General features: G+C 69.1%; 21 protein-coding genes, 1 rRNA gene, 1 pseudogene and 1 riboswitch. Of the genes and pseudogenes, 8 read left to right on the forward strand and 15 right to left on the reverse strand.

Annotation, left to right across the window (positions count from 1 at the left end; all coding sequences use genetic code 11):
- Positions 1–278 precede the first annotated feature (278 nt).
- Both ACFU53_RS33785 and ACFU53_RS33790 read left to right on the forward strand, forming a co-directional pair.
- Positions 279–481, forward strand: a pseudogene (locus tag ACFU53_RS33785) (hypothetical protein).
- Positions 482–598: 117 nt separating this feature from the next.
- On the forward strand, positions 599–1,027 hold the full coding sequence (locus tag ACFU53_RS33790; protein ID WP_384001104.1) for an SRPBCC family protein: 429 nt from the start codon (positions 599–601) through the stop codon (positions 1,025–1,027).
- 105 nt (positions 1,028–1,132) lie between these two features.
- Here ACFU53_RS33790 and ACFU53_RS33795 read toward each other — a convergent pair whose 3' ends face one another.
- On the reverse strand, positions 1,133–1,771 hold the full coding sequence (locus tag ACFU53_RS33795; protein WP_384001107.1) for a PadR family transcriptional regulator: 639 nt from the start codon (positions 1,769–1,771) through the stop codon (positions 1,133–1,135).
- A gap of 109 nt (positions 1,772–1,880) precedes the next feature.
- Between ACFU53_RS33795 and ACFU53_RS33800 the strand changes: the two genes are divergently transcribed.
- From ACFU53_RS33800 to ACFU53_RS33810, 3 genes are all read left to right on the forward strand, one after another.
- The gene (locus ACFU53_RS33800) at positions 1,881–2,540 is read left to right on the forward strand and encodes an HAD family hydrolase (protein ID WP_384001110.1); all 660 of its coding nucleotides are present in this window, start codon (positions 1,881–1,883) and stop codon (positions 2,538–2,540) included.
- An 88-nt stretch (positions 2,541–2,628) separates the two neighbouring features.
- Positions 2,629–3,408 carry an SDR family NAD(P)-dependent oxidoreductase gene (locus ACFU53_RS33805; protein ID WP_384001113.1) on the forward strand — a complete coding sequence of 260 codons (780 nt, stop codon included), beginning with the start codon at positions 2,629–2,631 and terminating at the stop codon, positions 3,406–3,408.
- A gap of 198 nt (positions 3,409–3,606) precedes the next feature.
- Positions 3,607–4,416, forward strand: coding sequence for a PhzF family phenazine biosynthesis protein (locus ACFU53_RS33810; protein WP_384001116.1), 810 nt, complete (start codon positions 3,607–3,609; stop codon positions 4,414–4,416).
- Between the two features lie 43 nt (positions 4,417–4,459).
- Here the strand turns inward: ACFU53_RS33810 and ACFU53_RS33815 are convergent, their stop codons facing one another.
- Positions 4,460–5,260, reverse strand: coding sequence for a CPBP family intramembrane glutamic endopeptidase (locus ACFU53_RS33815; RefSeq protein WP_384001119.1), 801 nt, complete (start codon positions 5,258–5,260; stop codon positions 4,460–4,462).
- Between the two features lie 161 nt (positions 5,261–5,421).
- The gene (locus ACFU53_RS33820; protein WP_384001122.1) at positions 5,422–6,936 is read right to left on the reverse strand and encodes a glutamate--cysteine ligase; all 1,515 of its coding nucleotides are present in this window, start codon (positions 6,934–6,936) and stop codon (positions 5,422–5,424) included.
- 568 nt (positions 6,937–7,504) lie between these two features.
- Between ACFU53_RS33820 and ACFU53_RS33825 the strand changes: the two genes are divergently transcribed.
- Together ACFU53_RS33825 and ACFU53_RS33830 are read left to right on the forward strand one after the other, a co-directional pair.
- Positions 7,505–8,089 carry a hypothetical protein gene (locus ACFU53_RS33825; RefSeq protein ID WP_384001125.1) on the forward strand — a complete coding sequence of 195 codons (585 nt, stop codon included), beginning with the start codon at positions 7,505–7,507 and terminating at the stop codon, positions 8,087–8,089.
- 395 nt (positions 8,090–8,484) lie between these two features.
- Complete coding sequence (locus ACFU53_RS33830; protein ID WP_384001128.1) at positions 8,485–8,691, forward strand: DUF5999 family protein; 207 nt, start codon at positions 8,485–8,487, stop codon at positions 8,689–8,691.
- 116 nt (positions 8,692–8,807) lie between these two features.
- Here the strand turns inward: ACFU53_RS33830 and gcvP are convergent, their stop codons facing one another.
- On the reverse strand, positions 8,808–11,693 hold the full coding sequence (gene gcvP, locus ACFU53_RS33835) for an aminomethyl-transferring glycine dehydrogenase (protein ID WP_384001131.1): 2,886 nt from the start codon (positions 11,691–11,693) through the stop codon (positions 8,808–8,810).
- 172 nt (positions 11,694–11,865) lie between these two features.
- Positions 11,866–11,962, reverse strand: a riboswitch (glycine riboswitch).
- Between the two features lie 124 nt (positions 11,963–12,086).
- Here gcvP and ACFU53_RS33840 point away from each other — a divergent pair.
- Complete coding sequence (locus tag ACFU53_RS33840) at positions 12,087–12,455, forward strand: PRC-barrel domain-containing protein (RefSeq protein WP_384001134.1); 369 nt, start codon at positions 12,087–12,089, stop codon at positions 12,453–12,455.
- A gap of 368 nt (positions 12,456–12,823) precedes the next feature.
- On the opposite strand, the gene ACFU53_RS33845 is transcribed toward ACFU53_RS33840, so the two are convergent.
- The 11 genes from ACFU53_RS33845 to rrf form a co-directional block, all read right to left on the reverse strand.
- A complete protein-coding gene (locus ACFU53_RS33845; RefSeq protein WP_384001137.1) occupies positions 12,824–14,176 on the reverse strand; it encodes a DNA polymerase IV in 1,353 nt (450 codons plus the stop codon).
- Positions 14,177–14,311: 135 nt separating this feature from the next.
- Complete coding sequence (locus tag ACFU53_RS33850; protein WP_384001161.1) at positions 14,312–14,842, reverse strand: MerR family transcriptional regulator; 531 nt, start codon at positions 14,840–14,842, stop codon at positions 14,312–14,314.
- 579 nt (positions 14,843–15,421) lie between these two features.
- On the reverse strand, positions 15,422–15,895 hold the full coding sequence (locus ACFU53_RS33855) for a bifunctional nuclease family protein (protein ID WP_005475662.1): 474 nt from the start codon (positions 15,893–15,895) through the stop codon (positions 15,422–15,424).
- 84 nt (positions 15,896–15,979) lie between these two features.
- Positions 15,980–16,735 carry a MerR family transcriptional regulator gene (locus ACFU53_RS33860; RefSeq protein WP_384001140.1) on the reverse strand — a complete coding sequence of 252 codons (756 nt, stop codon included), beginning with the start codon at positions 16,733–16,735 and terminating at the stop codon, positions 15,980–15,982.
- A gap of 43 nt (positions 16,736–16,778) precedes the next feature.
- Positions 16,779–17,750: an FHA domain-containing protein gene (locus ACFU53_RS33865; protein ID WP_384001143.1), complete on the reverse strand. Its 972-nt coding sequence runs from the start codon at positions 17,748–17,750 to the stop codon at positions 16,779–16,781.
- Positions 17,751–17,811: 61 nt separating this feature from the next.
- A complete protein-coding gene (locus tag ACFU53_RS33870) occupies positions 17,812–18,687 on the reverse strand; it encodes a DUF881 domain-containing protein (protein WP_384001146.1) in 876 nt (291 codons plus the stop codon).
- A gap of 5 nt (positions 18,688–18,692) precedes the next feature.
- Entirely contained in the window at positions 18,693–19,025 is a 333-nt protein-coding gene (locus tag ACFU53_RS33875; protein ID WP_384001149.1) for a small basic family protein, read from the reverse strand.
- Complete coding sequence (locus tag ACFU53_RS33880; RefSeq protein ID WP_384001152.1) at positions 19,022–19,927, reverse strand: DUF881 domain-containing protein; 906 nt, start codon at positions 19,925–19,927, stop codon at positions 19,022–19,024. Before ACFU53_RS33880 ends, ACFU53_RS33875 begins: the two co-directional genes overlap by 4 nt.
- A 96-nt stretch (positions 19,928–20,023) precedes the next feature.
- Positions 20,024–22,519: a sugar phosphate nucleotidyltransferase gene (locus ACFU53_RS33885; RefSeq protein ID WP_384001155.1), complete on the reverse strand. Its 2,496-nt coding sequence runs from the start codon at positions 22,517–22,519 to the stop codon at positions 20,024–20,026.
- A 114-nt stretch (positions 22,520–22,633) separates the two neighbouring features.
- Positions 22,634–23,242: a CDP-alcohol phosphatidyltransferase family protein gene (locus tag ACFU53_RS33890; RefSeq protein WP_384001158.1), complete on the reverse strand. Its 609-nt coding sequence runs from the start codon at positions 23,240–23,242 to the stop codon at positions 22,634–22,636.
- Between the two features lie 109 nt (positions 23,243–23,351).
- Positions 23,352–23,446: ribosomal RNA gene (gene rrf / locus ACFU53_RS33895) — 5S ribosomal RNA — on the reverse strand; the annotation flags it as partial.

The raw sequence follows: 23,446 nt of genomic DNA on the forward strand, positions 1-23,446 counted from the left end.
GCTCGTCCGTGAGCCTGCCCTCGATCTCCACGCGGTTCGGACCATGGCCTACGGCCGACTGCCGGGGAATACGGGATCGCACGTCCTCCACCCCATCAGTCCCACCACCCCCGAGTCATCCACGGAAGGAAGCATCTTGGCGTCCGGCACAGGTTGCGTAAGGAGGACCCACGCCTCCTCCCTACGGATGAGATCCGGCCGCCCCATCCCAGGGGCGCGCGCCTCCTTGCCCCGCCTCCGAACGCAACCGCATCGCACCGGCGCCCGTTGCTCATCGCATGGAGAGCGGGTGCTGGCCGGTGGCCCTGCCGGCGATCGACGGCAGGCAGTACGTGTACCGGGTGTACGCCCCCGAGAACGCGCTGCCCGCCGACCTGTTCCGGGAGGCCTGGCACTGCCACGACGAGAGCCGTCTCCCACGCGCCTGTGGGACCTGTTCGACGCGGCGCCGATCCGCCAGGCGAACCAGGCGTCGGGCTGAGTGCGGACGGCGATGTCGGCGACCGCGACTCGTTTCTGACGGTTCATCAGTATTGAATGTTCCGGGCCCCGAGGCTACGTTCCGCGACACCACCGTCCGAGGCGAAGGGGTTGTCGCATGGCCGATGTCAGCGCGGAGGCACGCATCGAGGCACCCGCCGAGCAGGTCTGGGCCCGGCTCGTCGACTGGTCCGCGTACGGCGAGTGGAACACGACCCACACCGGTTTCCCCAAGGGCGGCCCAAAGACCCTCGAAGTGGGCGGCACCTTCCAGGAGAACATGAGGCTCATGGGCTTCCCGGCGGAGGTCGAGTGGACCATCGCCGAACTGGAACCCGCCCGCACCCTGGCCATCCGCGGCAAGGGCCCGATGGCCGTGGACCTCGCCACCCGCTACACCCTGACCCCCGACGGCGACGCCACCACGGTCCGCATCGACGGCCGGTTCACCGGCGCGGCCGTCTCCCTGATGGCGGGCAAGCTCAAGGACTCAGCCACGGCCGCGCTCGACGAGTCCCTGCGCAAGCTGGGCGGCCTCGTGGCCTGACCCCGCGCCCGCCCGCACCACTCGCGCGCCCTGTGCACACGGAAGCGCCCCGCGGAACCAACCTCCGCGGGGCGCTCTCACGCACGTATCACCCACGCACGGCCGTCAGTCCTCGTCGGCGAGGATCAGGTACAGCTTCTTGCGGGCTTCGTTGATCACCGTCAGCGCCTTGTCGCGCTGGCCCTTGTCGCCGGTCTTCCAGACCTGGCCGAACGCCTCCATCAGACCGAAGCCGGCCTGCCGGATCTCGCTCAGCGCCTCCCAGTCGACCCCGCGCGAGGCCTCTTCCCAGGGGGCCTCGGGTCCTTCCTCGGCCGCGGTGCGACCGGCCTCGGTGAGCGAGAACAGCTTCTTGCCACCCTCGGTCGCACTGGCGATCAGTCCCTCGTCCTCCAACAGCTGGAGGGTGGGATACACCGAGCCGGGGCTGGGCTTCCACGCCCCGCCACTGCGCTCGGCGATCTCCTGGATCATCTCGTAGCCGTGCATGGGCCTGTCCTTGAGGAGGGCCAGGATCGACGCGCGTACGTCGCCCCGCCGTGCCCTTCCCCTGGGTCCGCCTCGGCCGCGCCCACCCCAGGGGCCCCCGCCGAAGGGTCCGAAGGGCCCGGGACCACCATGGCCCGGCCCGAAGGGCCCGAAGGCGGCGCGCAGCGCCTCGGCGTCACCTCCGCCGCGGGGGTGCTCCCCACCACGGCGTCCATGTCCACGCTCGAATCCGAAGTCCTGTCCACGGGAACGCATCGCAATCACTCCATTCCATCGTTGATCTGTCGCGATGGCTCAACGATATATCGGAACCTGTCGCATGACAACCCCCGACTCGAAACGCCGTCGTGGTCTACTGCCGCGCATGCCCTTGTTGCTGCTCGACCTGGACAACACCCTGATCGACCGCGACGCGGCCTTCCGCGACGCCGCAGCCGCCTTCCTCTCCGCGCACGGCCTGCCCGACACCGACCTGCCGTGGGTGACCACCGTCGATGCCGGCGGCTACACCCCTCGTCACGAGGTCGCCGCCGCCCTGACCGACCACTACGGAAGCGCGGTACCACCCATCGCCGTCCGCACCCTGCTCGACACCGGCGCCGCCGACCGCGTGGTCCTGGCGCCCGCCACCCGCGAGGCACTGGACAGAGCGCGGATGGGCGGCTGGACCTGCGTCATCGTCACCAACGGCCGGACCGTCCAGCAGGAGGCGAAGATCCGCCACACCGGGCTCGACCGGCTCGTCCAGGGCTGGGCCGTCTCCGAAGCCGTCGGCCACAAGAAGCCGGAACCGGAGATCTTTTACGCCGCGGCCGCCACCGGCGGCCTCCCCCTGCCCGGCGCATGGGTCATCGGCGACTCACCGCACGCCGACATCGCGGGCGCCGACGCACTCGGTCTGCCCAGCGTGTGGGTGGCCAACGGCCGCGCCTGGGCCCAGGACTCCTACCGGCCCACCCACATCGCGGCCGACATCACCTCCGCGATCCACCACGTCATCAGCACACCGAACCGATCGGAATAGCCATATAGCCACGCCTGGCCGATCCCCGAAAGGACGCCGCCGATCCCCCGCACACCGTCCCCGTCGACGCCCCCTCTAGGGTGCGTGAATGATCTCCAACAGCTACCTCTCCGAACTGTTCTCGCTGGACGGCCGGGTCGCCGTGGTGACGGGCGGCAGCTCCGGCATCGGCAAGGCCATCACCAGGGCTCTCGCCCGGGCGGGGGCGAGCGTGGTGATCGTCGCGCGCAAGGAGGCGGAGCTGACGGCCACGGTCGACGAACTGACGGCGGACGGCTGCCGGGCGGCCTGGGTGAGCGGCGACCTGAGCACCCGAGCCGGCGTGCGCGCTGTGGCGGAGCAGGCGGTCGAGTCGTTCGGCGAGCCCGACATCCTCGTCAACAGCGCCGGGATCAACCTGCGACCGCCGATGAGCGAGTTGGACGAGGACGTGTGGGACACCACCATGGCCGTGAACCTGGACGCGCCCTTCCTACTGGGCCGGCGCTTCGGGCCCGGCATGGCCGAGCGGGGCTACGGTCGCATCATCCACATCACCTCCCAGCAGGCACACCGGGCGTTCGTCCGAAGCGGCGCGTACGGCGTCTCCAAGGGCGCGCTGGAGTCGCTGGCCCGCTCGCAGGCCGAGGCATGGTCGCCCCACGGCGTCACCTGCAACACCCTGGTCCCCGGCTTCGTCCCGACCCCGCTCAACACGCGGCTGTCGTCCGACCCGGAGCAGGTGGCCGCGCTCGCCGCGCGCACGCTGGCCGGACGCAACGGGCTGGCCGACGACTTCGCCGGAGCCGCGGTGTTCCTGGCCGGCCGCTCCGCCGGCTACATCACCGGGCAGGCGGTCTTCGTCGACGGCGGCTTCTCCGTCCACTAACCCGAACCCGACGACCCGACGCCGTACGAAACTCGGCAGTCCACCGCCGTACGAACTCGGCATCTTGCGCAAGCGACCAGCGAACGCCCGCCCCGGGGCCAACCGGCAACCCCCGGCCCCGAATGGCCCCCGAAAACCGGTCCACCATCCCGGAATTGGCCTTGGCCCGCGGCTTCAACGACCGCTTAGCGTCGTCCCATGCGCATTCGTATCGTCGACGCCTTCACCGACCGCCCCTTCTCCGGCAACCCCGCCGGAGTCCTCCTCCTCGACGCCTTCCCGGACGACGCCTGGCTGCAGAACGTGGCCACAGAGGTCAACCACGCCGAGACCGCGTTCGCCCACCCCCTCCCGGCGGGCGGCGAGGCCGACTGGGCACTGCGCTGGTTCACACCGGTCGCCGAGGTGGCGATGTGCGGCCACGCCACACTGGCCACCGCACATGTCCTGACCAGCGCGAACACCCATGAGGGTGCAGTGCGGTTCGCCACGCGCAGCGGGGTCCTCATCGCCACGCCCCGGCCGGACGGCTCCCTCACCCTCGACTTCCCGACCGCGCCCCTCACCCCGGTCGCCGTCCCGGAGGGCGTCGCCGAGGCTCTGGGCGCCGAGCCGCTCAGCGCCGTAGACACCGGCCCGAACGTGGGCGACCTGCTGGTCGAGCTCGCCGACGAGAAGACGGTCCTGGGCCTCACCCCCGACCTGCGAACCCTCGGCCGCTACTCCGAGCGCGGCATCATCGCCACCGCCCGCGCCGCGGACCCCTCCGCCGGCCACGACTACGTCTCGCGCTGCTTCTTCCCCAACCTCGGCATCGACGAGGACCCGGTCACCGGCAGCGCCCACACCGCACTGGCCCCGTTCTGGTCCGAACGCCTGGGCAGCCCGGACCTCACCGGCCTCCAGGCCTCCCCCCGCTCGGGCCACGTCCGCACCGAACTCCGCGGCGACCGCACCCTGCTCTCCGGCCGCGCGGTCACGGTCATCGACGGCGAACTCCTCGCCTGACCACACGGTCCTGACTGCACGGTCCTGACCGTACGGCTGTCACCTACGGGGTGGGCAGCCAGTCCACCTTCCCCGCCAACAGCGCGTACCCCACGAACGCCCCGATGTCGAGCAGCGAGTGGGCCACCACGAGCGGGCCCACTCGCCCCCACCGCCGGTACAGATAGACGAACACCACGCCCATCACCATGTTGCCGATGAAGCCGCCGATGCCCTGATAGAGGTGGTACGACCCGCGCAGCACCGAGCTGGCGGCGAGCGCGCTCCCCGGTGACCAGCCCAGTTGCTGGAGCCTACGCAGCAGATACCCGACCACGATGACCTCTTCGAGGACCGCGTTCTGGATCGCGGAGAGGATCAGCACGGGGTACTTCCACCACACCTCGGGCAGCGCCTCCGGTACCACGGTGAGGTTGAAGCCGAGGCCGCGGGCCGCCAGATAGAAGGCGATCCCGGTGCTGCCGATCACCGCGGCGATCGCCGCGCCCCGGCCGAGGTCGGGCCACGGCTTCGTACGGTCGAACCCGAGGGTGCGCAGCCCCGCGCCCTCGCGCAGCAGGAAATGCGCGACCAGCGCGACGGGCACCAGGGCGGTCGTGATCCCGAAGAGCTGCCACGCGAGGTCGAGCCAGGGCCGGCCCGGCGCGGCCGAGGCGTTCATGGTGGCCGCCTGGTCCTTCAGCCCACCCGGCTTGGTGACCGACCCGATGAAGCTGATCAGCGCGGACACCCCGCTCGCGCCGAGCGAGAGCCCGAGCACGAGCAGTGTCTCGTCCCTCAGAATCCGTCGGCCCGGCCGCTCCCACGGCACCGCATCCCCCACCGACTCCGCCTGCCCCTGCACCCACGCCTCCAGTTGTCCGGCCCCGCCGAGGGTCCATCATCACCCGCGACGGTCCGGAACATTCCGGCGGTGTCCTTTCAGGGCCTCGCACCCGGGACCTCTCACCCGACGGCGACGGCGGCGCCCCCTTCAGAGGCCGCCCACGCCCGCCGTGAGGTCGCTCACCCCAGCGGCACCGGCTCCGGCAGCCCGACCGGCCAGCTGTGGACCGGCTCCCCGGAGTGCATCAGCTCGCCGTACCGCCGCGTGGTGGCGGCCAGCGCCGCGTCCCGGCCGAGGCCCTTGGCCAGAGCCCGGTGGAACGTTTCCACCTGCCAGGAAGCCCCGTTGACCCGGCGTCGGCAGCGCTCCTCGATCACACCGAGGTAGAAGTCCCGGTCGACCGGCTCGACACCCCACGCGTCCAGCCCCACCTCGGCGAGCGGCAACAGCTCGTCCCGTACGAGGTTCACCGCGTCCACCGGTCCCACCCCGCCGTAGCGCCCGCGCGGCCACTGCAGCCGCGCGTCGATGCCGTGCCGGCACGCCTCGTCGAAGTTGGCGGCGGCCGCCTCGAACGGCAGCCGCGTCCAGACGGGCCGCGACTCCTCGGCGAGGGCGCGTACGACCCCGTAGTAGAAGGCCGCGTTGGCGATCACGTCCGTGATGGTCGGTCCGGCGGGCAGCACCCGGTTCTCGACGCGCAGGTGCGGGACCCCGTCGGCGATGCCGTAGACGGGACGGTTCCAGCGGTAGATCGTGCCGTTGTGCAAGGTGAGTTCGGCGAGTGAGGGAACGCCGCCCGCGTCGAGGACGCCGATCGGATCCTCGTCGTCGCAGATGGGCAGCAGGGCAGGGAAGAAACGCAGGTTCTCCTCGAAGAGGTCGTACGCCGAGGAGATCCACCGCTCACCGAACCAGGTGCGCGGCCGCACCCCTTGGGCCTGGAGTTCGGGCGGCCGGGTGTCGGTGGACTGCTGGAACAGCGGCGGCCGCGACTCGCGCCACAGTTCGTGCCCGAACAGGAACGGCGAGTTGGCACCGATGGCTACCTGCGCGGCGGCGACCGCCTGGGCGGCGTTCCACACGTCGGCGAACCGGCCCGGGGTGACCTGGAGGTGCAGCTGCACGGAGGTGCAGGCGGCTTCGGGCGCGATGGACTTCGAGGTGCAGACGAGCCGCTCCACCCCGTCGATGTCCAGGGTGAAATCCTCACCGCGGGCAGCGACGATCTGATCGTTCAACAAGGTGTAGCGGTCGCCCGCGGAGAGGTTCGAGGAGACCAGGTCATCACGGTCCAGCGTGGGCAGAATGCCGATCATCACGATTCCCGCGCCCACCTCGATCGCTTTGCGGTCGGCATACGCGAGGGAGGTGCGCAGCTCCTCGGAAAGCTGGTCGAATACGCGGCCGTCCAGCCGATGTGGAGCAATGTTGACTTCCAGATTGAACATGGCGAGTTCTGTTTGGAAATCTCGGCTCGCAATCCGCTCAAGTACTTGCGCATTCATCATTCTCGGCAGACCGTCGCCGTCGACGAGGTTCAGCTCGATCTCCACACCCATGAGGTTTCTGGGTCGGTCGAACCGCTTCTCCTCCAGCAGCCGCGCCAGCCCCACCAGGCACTGCCGCAGCTTGTCGCGGTACTGCTGGCGATCGGAGAGGCCAAACGGCCCCGCCACGACCTTCTCCCCCATCGAAGTGTCCCTCCTCGGATGGGCAGGCCGACGTGCCGGCCACTGCTGTCCCGGGTCCACGGTTGATGATGCCCAGGCAGAGCCATCGATAACGTCCCACGCGGGACCTGCACACGCTAGGCTGAGCGCGGTCACCTCCGACCTTATTCACTCGGCGTGCTTCTGGCACATTCAGCGGGCAAGTATGAACACGCGCTTTCTGTCCGGCGCTTTCGTGAAAAGCGCCGACGAGAACCGGCCGTCCACTACGCGACGGTAATCCGAGGTCACCGACGCGCCCCCCGCAGGAAAACGGGTTGATGCCCATGTCCCGGCGACCGGATACCGCCTTGCTCTTCATATCCGGAACGGCTAGACGAAACCTCGTGTGAACACGTGTCGTATAAACTCCGCAAACGAGGCTGAGAGCCGGCACTCGCGGTCCTCGGTCCTGCCGTCAGCCACGCGCGGCGGACCCTACCCACGCACCGGACCCCGTGCACCCGTCTCTCCGATACCCGAGAGCTGACAGCGCCGTCCGCCCCCGCCCTCGCGCCACCGTGCCTGTCGAATTGAGAGGCGACCCACCATGCCGCTGCATGTCCCCCCGGCTCCCGCGCCCGCCCTGCGCACCGTCCTCACGGCACTCGGTTCCCCCACCGCCGTCCACGAGGCGCGAACCCCCTCCCTGAAGAACGCCCAGGGCCCCGCCACACCCGAACTCCCGCTGCCCGTCCACGTACTCGACCGGATCACCCCCGAGGGCACGGGCATCGCCCGGCTCACCGGATGGCGGTTCCTGATCCGCTGCGGCGACCGCGCCGTGGCCGCCGCCGAGACCCGGCTGACCCCCGACGGCTGGGCGTTCTCGCACTTCTTCGAGGGCCCGTACATCACCTCGACCGAGCGCGCCCTGCGCCAGGCCGACGTCATGCAGCAGCCCTACCAGCCACGCCTGTTGTCGGTGCCCGAGCTGTACATGCTCATGCTCTGGCTGCACGCCGACCCCACCGCCGACGGCGCCACCGGCCACCCGGCACCGAGCGACCTGCTGGTCCCGCTGGCGCCCGCACCGCCCGGCATCGCGGCCCACCGACCACACCGGGTCACCGATCTCCTCCCGGTCTTGACCACCCGGCTGACAGCCGCCCCACTCCTGGGATCACCTGCCTGAAACCCGGGCCGCCTCGTCATTCGTACCGCTCGCGCCCCGCTGCCGATATCCCGGTAGCGGGGCGCTTGTTCCCGCTATCAAGAATTTCCGCTCTTCCGGGCGCCAATACGCTCGTACGAGCTATTCACATGTCTTTCGTCACCGGACTAGCCCCATCCGACCACTGTGAATCACCCGAAGGGACAGTGCGGTTGGGATGAACCGTCCGCACGGCTGATGCGTCATCAACCTGTGAGAAGCGGTGCTGCGAAATCCCTGCGGATTGACGCCCGTGGGGCAACACTGGGACCGGACCGATTTACCAACGGGGGGCGGTCATGAACGGGGCTTCAAGCCGCGGGACAGACAAAACAGCCATCTCAGACCACACGACACAGCGAAAGATCCCAACAACCATGTGCCAGCACCAGCCACTGTGCCCGACCGCCGAATCCGCCGACCGGGAAGGCGCCCGACACGTGGCGCACCACCCGGAGCAGGGATGGAGCCTGCTCTGCAACGGCGTTCTGCTCTTCGAGGACACCGGTGAGCTTCTGCCGGACGGCCAGATCATCGCCCCGCACCGCCCGATGGGCACCGACACGGTGATGACAGCCGCCTGAGCCGCACTCACGTGCACCCAGGGCGAGCGTCCCCGCACAGGACGTCCGCCCGGACAGAAGTGGGGCCGGCCGGAGAAGCACTCTCCGAACCGGCCCCGACGCGTATCCGCAGGTGACTACTCTTCGTAAGCGTCCAGCGGCGGGCAGGAACAGACCAGGTTCCGGTCCCCGAAGGCCTGGTCGATCCGGCGCACCGGCGGCCAGTACTTGTCGGCGGGCGAGACCCCGGCCGGGAAGACCGCCTCCCCGCGCGTGTAGGCGTGCTCCCACGTCCCGCCGAGCGCGGCCGCGGTGTGCGGCGCGTTCCGCAGTGGGTTGTCATCCGCGGGCCACTCGCCCGAGCCGACCTTCTCGATCTCCGCGCGGATCGCGATCATCGCCTCGCAGAACCGGTCCAGCTCACCGAGGTCCTCCGACTCGGTCGGCTCGATCATCAGCGTCCCTGCCACCGGGAACGACATCGTCGGCGCGTGGAAGCCGTAGTCGATCAGCCGCTTGGCAATGTCGTCGACGCTCACCCCGGTCGACTTGGCCAGCGGCCGCAGGTCGATGATGCACTCGTGCGCCACAAGCCCGCCCGGGCCGGTGTAGAGCACCGGGTAGTGCGGCTCCAGCCGCTTGGCGATGTAGTTGGCGCTGAGCACCGCCACCTGCGTGGCCCGCTTCAGCCCCTCACCGCCCATGAGCCGGACGTAAGCCCACGAGATCGGCAGGATGCCTGCCGAACCCCACGGCGCCGCCGAGATCGGTCCCACGCCGGTCTCCGGGCCGGCCGCCGGCTGCAACGGGTGGTTCGGCAGATACGGCGCCAGGTGCTCGCGCACCGCCACCGGCCCGACGCCCGGCCCCCCGCCGCCGTGCGGGATGCAGAACGTCTTGTGCAGGTTCAGGTGCGAGACGTCACCGCCGAAGTGGCCCGGCTTGGCGAGACCCACCAGCGCGTTGAGGTTGGCGCCGTCGACGTACACCTGGCCGCCCGCATCGTGCACCTGCGCGCAGATGTCGGCCACATGCTCCTCGAACACCCCGTGCGTCGACGGATACGTGATCATCAACACGGACAGCTCGTCGCGGTACTGCTCGATCTTCGTCCGCAGGTCCTCGACGTCGATCTCACCGTCCTCGGCGGTCTTCACGACGACGACCTTCATACCGGCCATGACGGCGCTCGCCGCGTTGGTGCCGTGCGCGGAGGACGGGATGAGGCACACGGTCCGCTGCTCGTCACCGTTGCCCCGGTGGTATCCGCGTACGGCCAGCAGCCCGGCCAGCTCACCCTGCGAGCCCGCGTTGGGCTGCAGCGACACCTTGTCGTAGCCGGTGGCCTCCGCCAGCCGCTCCTCCAGCTCACGGATGAGCGTGAGATACCCCTGCGTCTGCGCGGCGGGCGCGAACGGATGCAGCTGCCCGAACTCCGGCCACGTCACCGGCTCCATCTCGGTGGTCGCGTTGAGCTTCATCGTGCAGGAGCCCAGCGGGATCATGCCCCGGTCCAGCGCGTAGTCCCGGTCGGCGAGCCGGCGCAGGTAGCGCAGCATTGCGGTCTCGGAGCGGTAATCGTGGAACACCGGGTGCGTGAGGTAGTCGTCCGACCGCAGCAGCACCTCCGGCAGCCTGTCCGCAACGGCGGCGTCGAGGGCCTCTACGTCCCCCTCCACCCCGAACGCGGTCCATACGGCGCCCAGCTGCGCCCGCGTCGTGGTCTCGTCGCAGGACATCGACACCAGGTCGGCGTCCACGGCGTGCAGGTTCACGCCATGTTCCCGCGCGGCCGCCACGACCTCGCCGGCCCGCCCCGGCACCCGCACGGTGAGCGTGTCGAAGTACGCCCCGTGCACGACCTCGATCCCACCGGCCGCGAGCCCCGCGGCGAGCACAGTGGCGTACCGGTGCGTACGCCGGGCGACGGTCCGCAGCCCCTCCGGCCCGTGGTACACGGCGTACATACCGGCCATCACGGCGAGCAGCACCTGCGCCGTGCAGATGTTGCTGGTCGCCTTCTCCCGGCGGATGTGCTGCTCCCGCGTCTGCAGGGCGAGCCGGTACGCCTTGTGCCCGTCCGCGTCCACGGAAACCCCGACGAGCCGCCCGGGCAGGCTGCGCGCGAACTTCTCCCGCACAGCCATGTAACCCGCGTGCGGCCCGCCGAAGCCCATCGGCACACCGAACCGCTGCGTCGTCCCCACCGCGATGTCGGCGCCCAACTCACCGGGCGAGACCAACAGCGTCAAAGCCAGCAGATCGGCGGCGACGGTGACGAGCGCGCCGAGCTCGTGCGCCTGCTCGATGACCGGCTTCAGATCCCGTACGGCACCGGAGGCGCCCGGGTACTGGAGCAGCACCCCGTTGATTTCACGCCCGGCGATGTCGGCCGGAATCCCGTCACTGAGATCGGCGACGACGACCTCGACCCCGGTCGGCTCGGCCCGGGTCTCGATCACGGCGGTCGTCTGCGGCAGCGCGTCCGCATCGACGAGGAAAAGTCCCTTCTTGTTCTTCCCCATGCGCCGGGACAACGCCATGGCCTCGGCGGCGGCGGTGCCCTCGTCGAGCAAGGAGGCCCCGGAGGTGGGCAGACCGGTCAGTTCGGCCACCATGGTCTGAAAATTGAGCAGCGCCTCGAGCCGACCCTGGGAAATCTCGGGCTGATACGGCGTATAGGCGGTGTACCAGGCCGGATTCTCCATGACGTTCCGCAGAATCACGGGCGGCGTGAATGTCCCGTAGTACCCGAGCCCGATCATCGAGCCGAGCACCTGGTTGCGGTCCGCGAGGGAACGCAGCTCGGCGAGCACCTCGGCCTCGGTACGCGCGCCAGGAAGGTCCAGCGCCTCGGCGTTCTTGATCACATCCGGGACCGCGGCGGCCGTCAGCTCGTCGAGCGAGCCGTACCCGACGTGCGCGAGCATCTTGGCCCGGGCCTCGACATCTGGTCCGATATGGCGCCGCTCGAAGGGGATTCCCTGTTCGAGCTCGGAGAGCGGAATGCGATGGGCGGTCATTGCGGAGGCCTCCTGGTCTGACGCGACCTTCGAGGGGCACCACGGCACGGGTGCCCCGACGGCCTCCCCCTCTGTCATCTCGACCTGAGAGCTTCACCGGTCCAGGTACGAACCGGCTTTCACCGTCGGTGAGAGCGGAAGCCGTGACACCCGCCCTGCTTTCCAGAGTGACCTCGTCCGTGCGGTACGTGGGCCTGAGAGATTCTGGGGAGGATTTGCTCCTTCGGCGCCTCCGGATGGTGTCCGGAGGACTCTCCCGCACGGGGTCAGCAGCCGTTGCCAGCGTATCAGCGCGGTGCACGCACGAGTCTTCGAGTGGCCACCTTCCCCGATGTGCCCTTTCGTAGTGGTGAGGGATGATTCGCGACACCTCTGCGACCACCTGGAGGGCCCGTGCAGACCGACATCGATCCGCGCAACCTGATCGGCCGCAAGGCGTTCGACCGCAAGGGCAGCAAGATCGGCACCGTGGACGAGGTCTACCTCGACGACGCGACCGGCATCCCCGAGTGGGCCGCCATACGCATGGGCCTCTTCGGCCGCGACGCCTTCGTCCCCCTGGAGCCCAGCGAACTCGTCGAGGGCTCCCTCCGCGTCCCCTTCGACCGCGCCCTCATCAAAGACGCCCCCGACTTCGGCGTAGGCCGCCACCTCTCCCCCGAACAAGAACTCCAGCTCTACCACCACTACAGCCTCGACATAGCCCCGCCCCCACCCATGGACCACGACTTCGGAAACGTGGCGGGCCAGGAAGACGCCTAGCGAAGCGCCCTCCCAACCTCGCTCACCCCAGGCCCCACACCCGCACGCCTTCCGACGCCACTCCCCCTCACCTCGTGCATCTTCGTGCGCTGTTCCCCTTCAGCCCCGCAGCTTCTGGCGCTGTTCCCCTTCACCCGCACGCCTTCCGCGCCGCTGCCCCGGCCCTGCCCTGCCCTGCCCTGCCCCCGCAGCTTCTGGCGCTCCTCGCCCTCACCCCCGCGGCAATCTCGTGCCGCACCCCTCACCCCGCCTCACCCCGCTCGTCTCTCGTGCGCCCCTTTGTCCCACGCACTTTCTCGCGCCGGCCCCTTGATCCGCCGCAACGGCGCTCAACCACAACGGGGCAGTCCGGCGGTCCCCCACCAGCCTCATCCCCGCACCCCACCCGACACCAGCGGCAACGGCTCCGCCGGTTCCAGCCCCGGATCGTCCGTTCTGAAGGTCCGCACCCGCCCGGGCTCCACGTCATCCGGCGTCTCGAACCGCACGGTCACCCGCCCCAGCCCACTCCCCTGCACCCACCCGTGCCCGTACTCGGTATGCCGCACGTCATGCCCGGCCCTCCACAGCCGCTCCCCACCCGCACTCTCCTCGACCACAGGCTCCTCCGCAGCGGAACCAGACTCCTCCTCCGCAAGGTCCGGCTCCCCCGCCGCCTGCGCGAACAAGTCCTCCTGCGTGTAATCGGCGAGCCCACTCACGCCCACCCCCAGCAACCGCACCCCACCCGTCGTGTCCACGGCCTCCAGCAACCGCGCCGCGGCCTCCCGCACCACCGCCGGGTCGTCCGTGGGCCCCCGCAACGTCTCGGACCGGGTCAACGTCGAAAAGTCGTACCGCCGCACCTTCAACACGATCGTCCGCCCCGACAGCCCGGCCCCCCGCAACCTCCGCACACACCGATCCGCGAGCCGCTGCACCTCCATCCGAACCCGCACCCGGTCATGGATGTCCACGTCGTACGTGTCCTCCACCGACACCGACTTCGTGTCCCGCTCAGCCACCACCGCCCGGTCGTCCCGCGCCAGCGCCATCGCGTACAGCCCGTGCCCATGGGCCTTCCCCAGCAGCCGTACGACCTCGTCCTCCCCGGCCTCCACGATCTCCTCGACCGTGATGATCCCGGCCCGCCGCAGATGGTCCCCGGTCGCCGGGCCCACCCCCGGCAGGATCCGCACGGACATCGGCCCCAGCAACGCCCGCTCGGTCCCTGGCTCGATCAGCACCAGCCCGTCCGGCTTGGCCTGCTCGGAGGCGATCTTCGCGAGCATCTTGCAGGCCGCGAGCCCCACGGATCCCGTCAGCGCGGTCACCGCCCGTATGTCCGCACGCAACCGCACCCCCGCCAGCCGCGCCGACTCCTCGTCCCAGGCCGCGCCCCCGGCCTCCAGGTCCACGAACGCCTCGTCCAGGCTCAACGGCTCCACCAGCGGCGACAGATCACGCAACATCGCCATGACCTGCTCACTGATCGCCCGGTAGAACGTGAAGCGCGGCGTGAGGTACGCGGCGTTGGGCGCGAGTCGACGCGCCTGCGCCATCGGCATCGCAGAGTGGACCCCGAAGACCCGCGCCTCGTACGAGGCGGTCGCGACCACCCCGCGCGGCCCGAGCCCGCCCACGACAACGGCTTTCCCGCGCAGACTCGGCTTGGATGCCTGCTCCGCCGAGGCGTAGAAGGCATCCATGTCGAGATGCAGGATCGTGGGCACGGTTCTCACATCTCCGATGCTGCCCTACGCCACTGACAATGCCCCGGCCGACCTGCGCCACAGGCCACGGCATACGCCGTGCACGACTGGCTCCACAAGCCAGGCCGCGCCCCGAACCGCCTGGGGCGAACAGCGCCGACGCCCTCAGACCGCCCGGTTGCGCCGCCGCGCGAGCTCGTCCGCCGGATTGTGGGCCACGAGCGTCTCCCCCGTGTCGACCCGCTCCCCGTGCAGCTGCGAGAGAGCGCTTTCCACATCACGCCAGACCACCCCTACGGCGATCCCGAATACCCCCTGGCCGCCCTGGAGCAGTGCGTGGACCTCGTCGGGCGATGTGCATTCGTAGACCGTCGCCCCGTCACTCATCAGCGTCATCCGCTCCAGATCGCTGAAGCCCCGCTCCCGCAGGTGCTGGACGGCGGTGCGGATGTTCTGCAGTGACACTCCCGTGTCGAGGAACCGTTTCACGATCTTCAGGACGACGACGTCCCGGAAGCTGTAGAGCCGCTGCGTCCCCGACCCCTGGGCGGACCGCACACTCGGCTCCACGAGACCGGTACGGGCCCAGTAGTCGAGCTGTCGATAGGTGATGCCTGCGGCCGCACACGCGGTGGGACCGCGGTAGCCGACCTTCTCGTGCGGCTCGGACGCCGCCTCCGCGCTGTTCCCCTGCACAGCCGTGGGCCGCTGCGGGACGTGACCGGCCGCGCTGCCGTGAAGCGGGTACGGGCCGCCGTCCCCCAGCCTGCGTCCGGGGGCACCCCCAGCCGTACCGTCGCCGCTGCTTCTCACGCCGACCTCCGTCCTTGACCTGCCTTATCGACGGTAGGCAGCCGCCAGGGGTGCGTCAACGACCACCGCACTCGCCACGCCGAGTGATAATCACCCTGAGAGTGGTTTCCCGTGCCCTCCCGCGGGGAAAGGCTAGCCGAATGCCCGGCGGCGGAGCTGCCTACCAGCGCACTGACACGTGGCATGTGCCGAACCCCCGGCTGACACCCCCACCGATTGGGCCCGCGCTCACGGCGCCGCTGCCCCGACCACTCCGGCCGGCCATACCGGCCGCGGACCTGCCCACCCTTCGCTTCGATGCCCCGCAGGTGGCGCTCGCGGCCCGTCTCATCCACCACAACGGCCCTGGGCCACCACGCCCCGGCGGTCCACGACGCCTTGAGCCCCGAACCCGCACACCTGCCACCGGTGACGACCGGCGGCGTCAAGGCCCCACGGCCCTGTACGACCGCCCGCCCGACCTCACTGGCTGTTCGTTCCGAAGTCCTCGGGCGAGATCTGGTCGAGGAACTCGCGGAACTTCTCCACCTCGTCCTCCTGCTCGTCCGGGATCGCGATGCCGGCGTCGTCGAGCACCCCGTCACTGCCGAAGATCGGCGTCCCGGTGCGCAGCGCCAGCGCTATGGCATCGGACGGCCGGGCACTCACCTCGACCCCACTGGCGAACACCAGCTCCGCGTAGAAGACGCCCTCACGCAGGTCGGTGATGCGCACTTCCGTGAGCTCCTGGCCGACGGCCTCCAGCACGTCCTTGAACAGGTCGTGGGTCAGCGGTCGCGCGGGGGCCATGCCCTGCTGGGCGAAAGCGATCGCCGTCGCCTCCCCCGGACCGATCCAGATGGGGAGGTAACGGTCGCCTCCCACTTCGCGCAGGAGCACGATCGGTTGGTTGGAGGGCATTTCGACCCGGACACCTACGACATCGAGCTCGTTCACACAGCAACCCTAGGCCGTGCTCGGGATGTTTGGGTAGTCGGGCACAGATCGGCCGACCGATCCGCCACAGGCGAACACCGCGCCTCAGCGGAGCCGTACACCCAGCGCGCTCTGCACGAGCGCGGCATGCAGCTTGACCGTGAGCCCCGCCAGCTCCCTCGTGCGGTCCTCTGCATGCGCCCTGGTCTGCGGGTTACGGTGCCGACGCAGGGGCGCCACGACCTGATCGACGAGCCCCGCCTCACGGTCCGCCGCGGCCCGCATCACCCTCAGATGCCGGGGCTCGATACCGAACCGCCCCAGTTCCACCACAAGCGTGGCGACGGTGAGGGCCTCGGCGTCGAACGACCCGTCCGGCAGCGAGGCCACCAGCCCGTACGACTCCCACTCGGTCAGCTGCTCCTCTTCGATCCCGGCGCCGGCGACGAGCTCGCCGCGCCCGATCCGGGCGGCCGTCGGCTCCTCGGGCTCCCCGAAGAGCTCGCTCAGGCGCTCCACGTCACCGACGTCTCGCTGGCGCCCCACGGACGGCAGCCGTACGTCCTCGCCGCGCTCCAGGGCCTCCAGATACTCACGGATCACCTTGAGCGGCAGATAGTGGTCCCGCTGCATCCTGAGGACGTGTCCAAGGCGCTCGACGTCCTCGGCACTGAACTTGCGATACCCCGAGGGGGTTCGCTGCGGCTCGATGAGCCCCTCCGACTCCAGGAAACGGATTTTGGAGATCGTTACTTCGGGGAACTCCTCGCGCAAGGCGTTCAGCACCGTGCCGATGCTCATCAGGCCACTGTCCGCGGCGGCGGTGCCGTGGTCGGCACCACCGCTCGTTGTTCGAAGCATGGACCTTCCCTGGGGATCCCCCCGGACGCAGTCCGGGGGAGGGTCAGTAGCCCCGCTGGCTCGCGTAGAAGACCAGCCGGTACTTGCCGATCTGCACCTCGTCACCGTTGTGCAGGGCGACCTGGTCGATCCGCTCACGATTGACGTACGTGCCGTTCAGGCTGCCGACGTCGGCGACTGTGAACGAGCCGTCCTGACCTCGGCGGAACTCCACGTGGCGGCGCGACACGGTCACGTCGTCCAGGAAGATGTCGCTCTGCGGGTGACGGCCCGACGTGGTCAGATCGCCGTCCAGCAGGAACCGGCTGCCCGCGTTCGGGCCGCGGCGCACGACCAGGAGCGCCGAGCCGAGCGGCAGCGCGTCTACGGCGGCCTGGGCCTCGGGGGAGAGCGCCGGCAGCTGGGTCTGGCCGGTGACCTCGGAGTCGTAGGCCTCGAGGCCGGAGATGGAGATCGTGGAGGTCGTCTCGGACGGACGCTCGGCGGCCGCGCCGGCCCGCAGCGGAGCACCGCAGTTCGAGCAGAAGCGGCTGTTCTCCGCGTTGCGGTTACCGCACCTCGTACACACCAGGGCCGACATCGACGGATCCTCCTGCCGCGGCTGCCCCGCCGGGGCATTGGACGCATACGGGTCGGTGGCAAACCCTCCACCCGTACCTGAGGTTGACGGTTCCCCGAAACCTATGCGGCCCGACTGGGCAGGGTCAACAGACGGCGCGCCCTGACCTCCGGAAATGTCACCTCCCGGACCAGCGACCTGGTCCCGGAACAGAGGGCGCTCACCGCCCTGGTCCTCCGCTTCCGATGGCTGCGCGCGATGGCGGGAGGTCGCGTTGTCGCTGCCCTCTCGCGCGCTCTTGCCGAACAACTTCGCAAACAACTTCACGGGCGATTCCCCTTGACCGAAACAGACCCGCCCGTGGGGCAGGACGAACCCTGACTGAACACACCGGCCGACCCGGACAACCTCACAACGTCCGTATCCACCAGACAGTTTCCACCACGCACCACCCATTCGGTGCGCCGACCCCCCGCAACCTCATGCCCTGGCCGGACGGGCCCCATGCACCTGCGGTTCACTGGGAGGACGACCGAGCGTAGTCAGGCCGCTTCGCCGCTCGCAAGGCGTCCACGACGATCTTGTCCGCCCGCTGCACGGTCACGGTGGCCTGCTCCTTCTCCAGTGTCTGCACCACGCCTCCGGGGATGTTCAGCGCGGGCTCGAGGTCCTGCGGGTTGCCGATGGCCTTGAAACGAAAGGGCTGGGTGATCTTGTTCCCGTCGACGCTGATTCCCTCGCCGGAATCGGTCAGATAGGTGCTGGCGACGACCCGCACGCCGTTCACCTGGATCGCCTCCGCGCCGGCCGCTCGCAGCTCCTGGATCGCGTCGAGCAACATGTCCGCCTCGACCGTTCCCTTCGTGTCGTTGATCGTCAGTGTGATGCCGGGTCCCTGCGCCGCCACCGTGCCCGCCAGAATGCCGAGTTGCCGCTCCTTCTCGACCGTCTGCTTGCGTGCCTCCTCGGCCTGGTCCGAGCTGTTCTCCAACTCGGTGCGCTGGCCTTCGAGACCCTGCTTCTCCTCCTCCAGACGCTGAGTACGGTCATCCAGTTCATCGAGGATGCGTACGAGATCTTCCTGGCGTGCCCCGCGCAGCGCGCTGTCGTCGTTGTTGGAGGCCACCTGGATGGCCAGACCGAAGCCGAGGCCGAACAGCAGGAGAGCCACGATGAGTTGGGCCCGGGTGAAGCGCGGCGGCCACAGCCCCTGAGCCAGCCGCTGCCGCCCGGTCAGCCTGTTCCTCTCCTTCTGCGGAGCCTCTACGGGCTCCTCGGCGGCCGTGGAGGGCGCTTCTTGGGGGAGTTCCCGGCGCAGCCGGGTCGTCGGTGTGTCGTCCTCTCCCCCGCCCGGAGTCGGCTTCGGCCTCGGCGTCTCGTCCCGCTCGCTCATCGGCCTCACGCCCGGAACACGTGCCGACGGATCGCCGCGGCGTTGGAGAAGATACGGATACCGAGGACGACCACGACGCCCGTGGACAGCTGGGCGCCGACGCCCAACTTGTCGCCGAGGAAGACGATCAGGGCGGCCACGACCACGTTCGACAGGAACGACACCACGAAGACCTTGTCGTCGAAGATGCCGTCCAGCATCGCGCGCAGACCACCGAAGACGGCGTCCAGCGCCGCCACCACGGCGATGGGGAGATACGGCTCGACGACCGCCGGTACCTCGGGCCGGACCAACAGTCCGGCCACGACTCCGAGGGCGAGGCCCAGTACGGCGATCACGATGTGCCCTTCTCTGTACTCGGTTCTGCTGTTCGTACGATCACGCTCGGCGCGGCCGGCACCCTGATGTCTTCCTCGACGGAGATGCTCGTCCGGATGCCGAAATTCTCCTGGAGGACATGCAGATACAGCCCGTCGGGGCTGTTCTGGAACCTTGTGCTCAGCCGCTGCCCGTCCCCCACCGCGAGGACCGTGTAAGGCGGCGCCAGCGGTTTGTTGTCGACCAGTATCGCGTCGCCCGCGGCCCTGATCGCCGACAGCGCGGTGAGCCGCTGGCCGTTGATCGAGATGGCTTCGGCGCCCGACTCCCACAGCCCGTTGACGACCCGCTGCATGTCCCGGTCGCGCACCCGACCGGTGTCCGAGAACCCGGACGTCTCCCGCGGGTCGCCGTCACCGCCCTGGCCGGCGTCCTTGGAGTCGTTGACGACGAGCCGCACCCCGGGACCGTGCACCTCGACGGCGCCCGACAGGATGCCCACCAGATCGTTCCCGTCGCTGCCGCCGTCGTCCTTGAGTGCCTTGCGCTGCCGTGCGCTCACATCGTCACGGAGCTCGTCCACGGAGTCCTCGAGCCTGTCCGCGGCAGCGGTCTCCTCCTGGATGCGGTCGATGAGCTCCTCACGCTCCTTGGCGACAACAGGAGCGCTTATCCGCGCCTGTGCCGCACCCACCGTCACCACGAGGGCCGCGAGCACCAGGCCGACCGCGAACCCCAGCTTGGCCCGCACCGTCTTCGGCATGCCCTCGGTGCCCGCGGCTTTCTTGCGGGCGGCGGCCTCGGCGTATCCGTCGTCGAGGCTGTGGTCCATGACGTTGGTGAGCAGCGACATGGAGGCGTCCGGACGCGACGGGCGCGTGGGTGTGCTCCGAACGGGGGGCTGCTGCGGCATGCCGCACATCGTCGCACGTCGGGAGCACTACCTCCGAATGGCCCCACCGGCGTGCCGGACAGGCCCCGTTGGAGGCACTTGTCCGGCACGCGCGTGCGAGACGGCTCAGCGGCCGGCGCTGTCCACCACCGCCGCCCACTCGTCGAGCAGGGCCTGCGCGGAGGCGTCGTCGGGCCCCTCGGCCCACAGATGCGTGACGGCCTCGGCCGGATCCGGCAGGACCATCACCCACCGGCCGTCCGTCTCCACGACCCGCACACCGTCGGTCGTGTCGACAAAGCGATCGCCGGCCTCCTCCACGACCCGCCGCATCACCAGGCCCTTGACGGCCCACGGAGTGGCGAGATCCCGCTTCAGGACGTGCGCCCGCGGAATCCGTGCGTCGATCTGGCTGAGCGTGAGCTGCGTCCGCGCCACCAGTCCGATGAGCCGCACGAAGGCCGCCGCCCCGTCGAAGACGCTGCTGAACTCCGGCACGATGAACCCACCGCGCCCGTCCCCGCCGAAGATGGTCGTCTCGTCCCCGCCGACCCGCGTCAGATCGTCCGGCGAGGTGGTCGTCCACTCGACCTGCGTGCCGTGGTACGCCGCGACCTGCTCGCCGATCCTCGTGGTGGTCACCGGCAGCGCCACCCGGCCACTCCGCCGCTCCGCGGCGACCAGGTCGAGCATGACCAGCAGGGCCCGGTCGTCCTCGACGATCCGCCCCTTCTCGTCGACGAGCGACAGCCGTTCACCGACAGGGTCGAACCGCACTCCGAACGCGGCCCGTGAGGACGCCACGATCTCGCCCAGCCGCACCAGCCCCGACCGCCGCATGTCGCCCGTCTCCGTCGGCCTCGACTCGTCGAGACCGGGGTTGATCGTCAACGAGTCGACGCCCAGCTTGCCGAGCAGACTCGGCAGCACGAGACCGGCACTGCCGTTGGACGCGTCCACGACGACCTTGAGTCCCGACTCGGCGATCCCGGTCGTGTCGACGTTCCGCAGCAACGACCCGGTGTACGAGTCGAACACACTCGCCGGAAAATGCAGGTCCCCGATCTCCCCCGGGAACGCGCGCCGGTACTCCTGCCGCGCGAACACCCGGTCCAGCTTCCGCTGGCTGGCCTGCGAGAGGTCGGCCCCCTGCCCGTCGAAGAACATGATGTCGACCGAGTCCGGAACCCCCGGCGTCGTCCGAATCATGATCCCGCCGGCACTGCCCCGCGCGGTCTGCTGCCGCGCCACCGGCAGCGGTACGTTCTCCAGATCCCGTACGTCGATGGCGCTGGCCTGCAGCGCCGAGATGACCGCCCGCTTCAGCGCGCGGGCGCCTCGGGAGTGGTCGCGGGCGGTGGTGACCGTGGAGCCCTTCTTGAGCGTCGTGGCGTACGCGCCCGCGAGTCTCACGGCCAGCTCAGGCGTGATCTCCACGTTCAGGATGCCGGACACACCACGGGCGCCGAACAGATGCGCCTGGCCCCTGGACTCCCAGATCACCGAGGTGTTGACGAAGGCGCCGGCCTCGATCGTCTTGAAGGGATAGACCCGTACGTTCCCCTGGATGATCGATTCTTCGCCGACGAGGCACTCGTCGCCGATCACCGCGCCGTCCTCGATCCGCGCGGCCCGCATGATGTCGGTGTTCTTTCCGACCACGCATCCGCGCAGATTGCTGTGCTGCCCGATGTACACGTTGTCGTGGACAACGGCCCTGTGCAGGAAGGCCCCGCTCTTCACCACGACGTTCGAGCCCACGACAGTGTGCTCACGGATTTCGACGCCGGCCTCGACCTTGGCGTAGTCCCCGATGTACAGCGGCCCCCGCAGCACGGCGTCGGGATGCACCTCGGCGCCTTCGGCGATCCACACCCCTGGCGAGAGTTCGAAGCCGTCGATCTCGACGTCGACCTTGCCCTCCAGGACGTCGGCCTGCGCCTTCACATAGCTCTCGTGAGTACCGACGTCCTCCCAGTACCCCTCGGCGACATAGCCGTAGACCGGCTTGCCCTCCTTCATCAGTTGCGGGAAGACATCGCCGGACCAGTCGACGGGAACGTCGGCCTCGACGTAGTCGAAGACCTCAGGCTCCATCACATAGATGCCCGTGTTCACGGTGTCGGAGAAGACCTGACCCCAGGTCGGCTTCTCCAGGAACCGCTCGACTTTCCCTTCCTCGTCCACGATCGTGATACCAAATTCCAGGGGATTCGGTACCCGTGTCAGACAGACAGTGACCAACGCACCCTTTTCCTTGTGGAAATTGATGAGCTCGGTGAGATCGAAATCGGTCAGGGCATCACCGGAGATGACAAGGAACGCATCGTCCTTCAGCGCTTCCTCGGCGTTCTTCACGCTCCCGGCGGTACCGAGTGGCTTCTCCTCATTGGCATAGGTGAGCTCCATCCCGAGCTCCTCGCCATCACCGAAGTAGTTCTTGACGAGTGACGCCAGGAACTGGACAGTAACGACGGTCTCGTTGAGCCCATGCCTTTTGAGCAGCCTCAGAACGTGCTCCATGATCGGGCGGTTCACCACGGGCAGGAGCGGTTTGGGCATGCTCGAGGTCATGGGACGAAGGCGTGTGCCTTCGCCTCCGGCCATCACGACGGCCTTCATGTCGGAAGCGTCCTCCTTGAAGAGACGACGGTCTAGCCGACTTCACCCGTCCAGATTGTCCCGCACATTTTCGAAGCGGGCCATCGAGCCACTACGGCCACCTCTGGGGCGGGCTCAATCGGCCATGGCGTCCGCACTGACAAGTCTGCGGACCTGAACCACGTAGAGGATCCCTGCCCACCAGTACAGCGTTGTACCCCATCCGGCGAACGCCCATCCGAAAATAGCAGCGAGTGACGAGATCCATCCACTTCCGTCACTGAGCAGCAGCAGCGGGAAAGCGCACATCAAGTTGAAGGTAGCCGCCTTCCCGAGGAAGTTCACCTGCGGCGGCGGATAGCCGTGCCGCCTGAGGATGCCCACCATCACCAGCAGAACCAGCTCCCGCAAGAGCAGTGCAGCGGTCAACCAGATTGGCAGAATCTCGCGCCAGGTGAGACCCACCAGGGTGGACAGAATGTACAGCCTGTCTGCTGCGGGATCGAGCAGCCGGCCAAGGCTGCTGATCTGGTTCCAGCGCCGCGCCAGCATGCCGTCCAGATAGTCACTGACGCCACTGAGAGCGATCACCAGGAACGCCCAGCCGTCGACCTTGGGGCCGCCGAACTCGGGCCAGAGAATCAACCACAGGAAGACGGGCACGCCAACGAGCCGCGCCATGCTGAGAATGTTCGGGATGGTGAGGACCCGGTCCGTCTGGACCCGGGTCTCCTGTACCTCCACCCGGGGGCCTCCTGTGGGAAATGAGCCAACGATGCCCCCTGACCCTACCTCAACGCAAAAAAGCTCTGGCTCTCGGGCAGTGTGCCCAAGAGCCAGAGCTCTAAAAGGAGTTCGGCGGCGTCCTACTCTCCCACAGGGTCCCCCCTGCAGTACCATCGGCGCTGTAAGGCTTAGCTTCCGGGTTCGGAATGTAACCGGGCGTTT

This window comes from Streptomyces sp. NPDC057474 (assembly GCF_042802555.1).
Classification (GTDB): Bacteria; Actinomycetota; Actinomycetes; order Streptomycetales; family Streptomycetaceae; genus Streptomyces.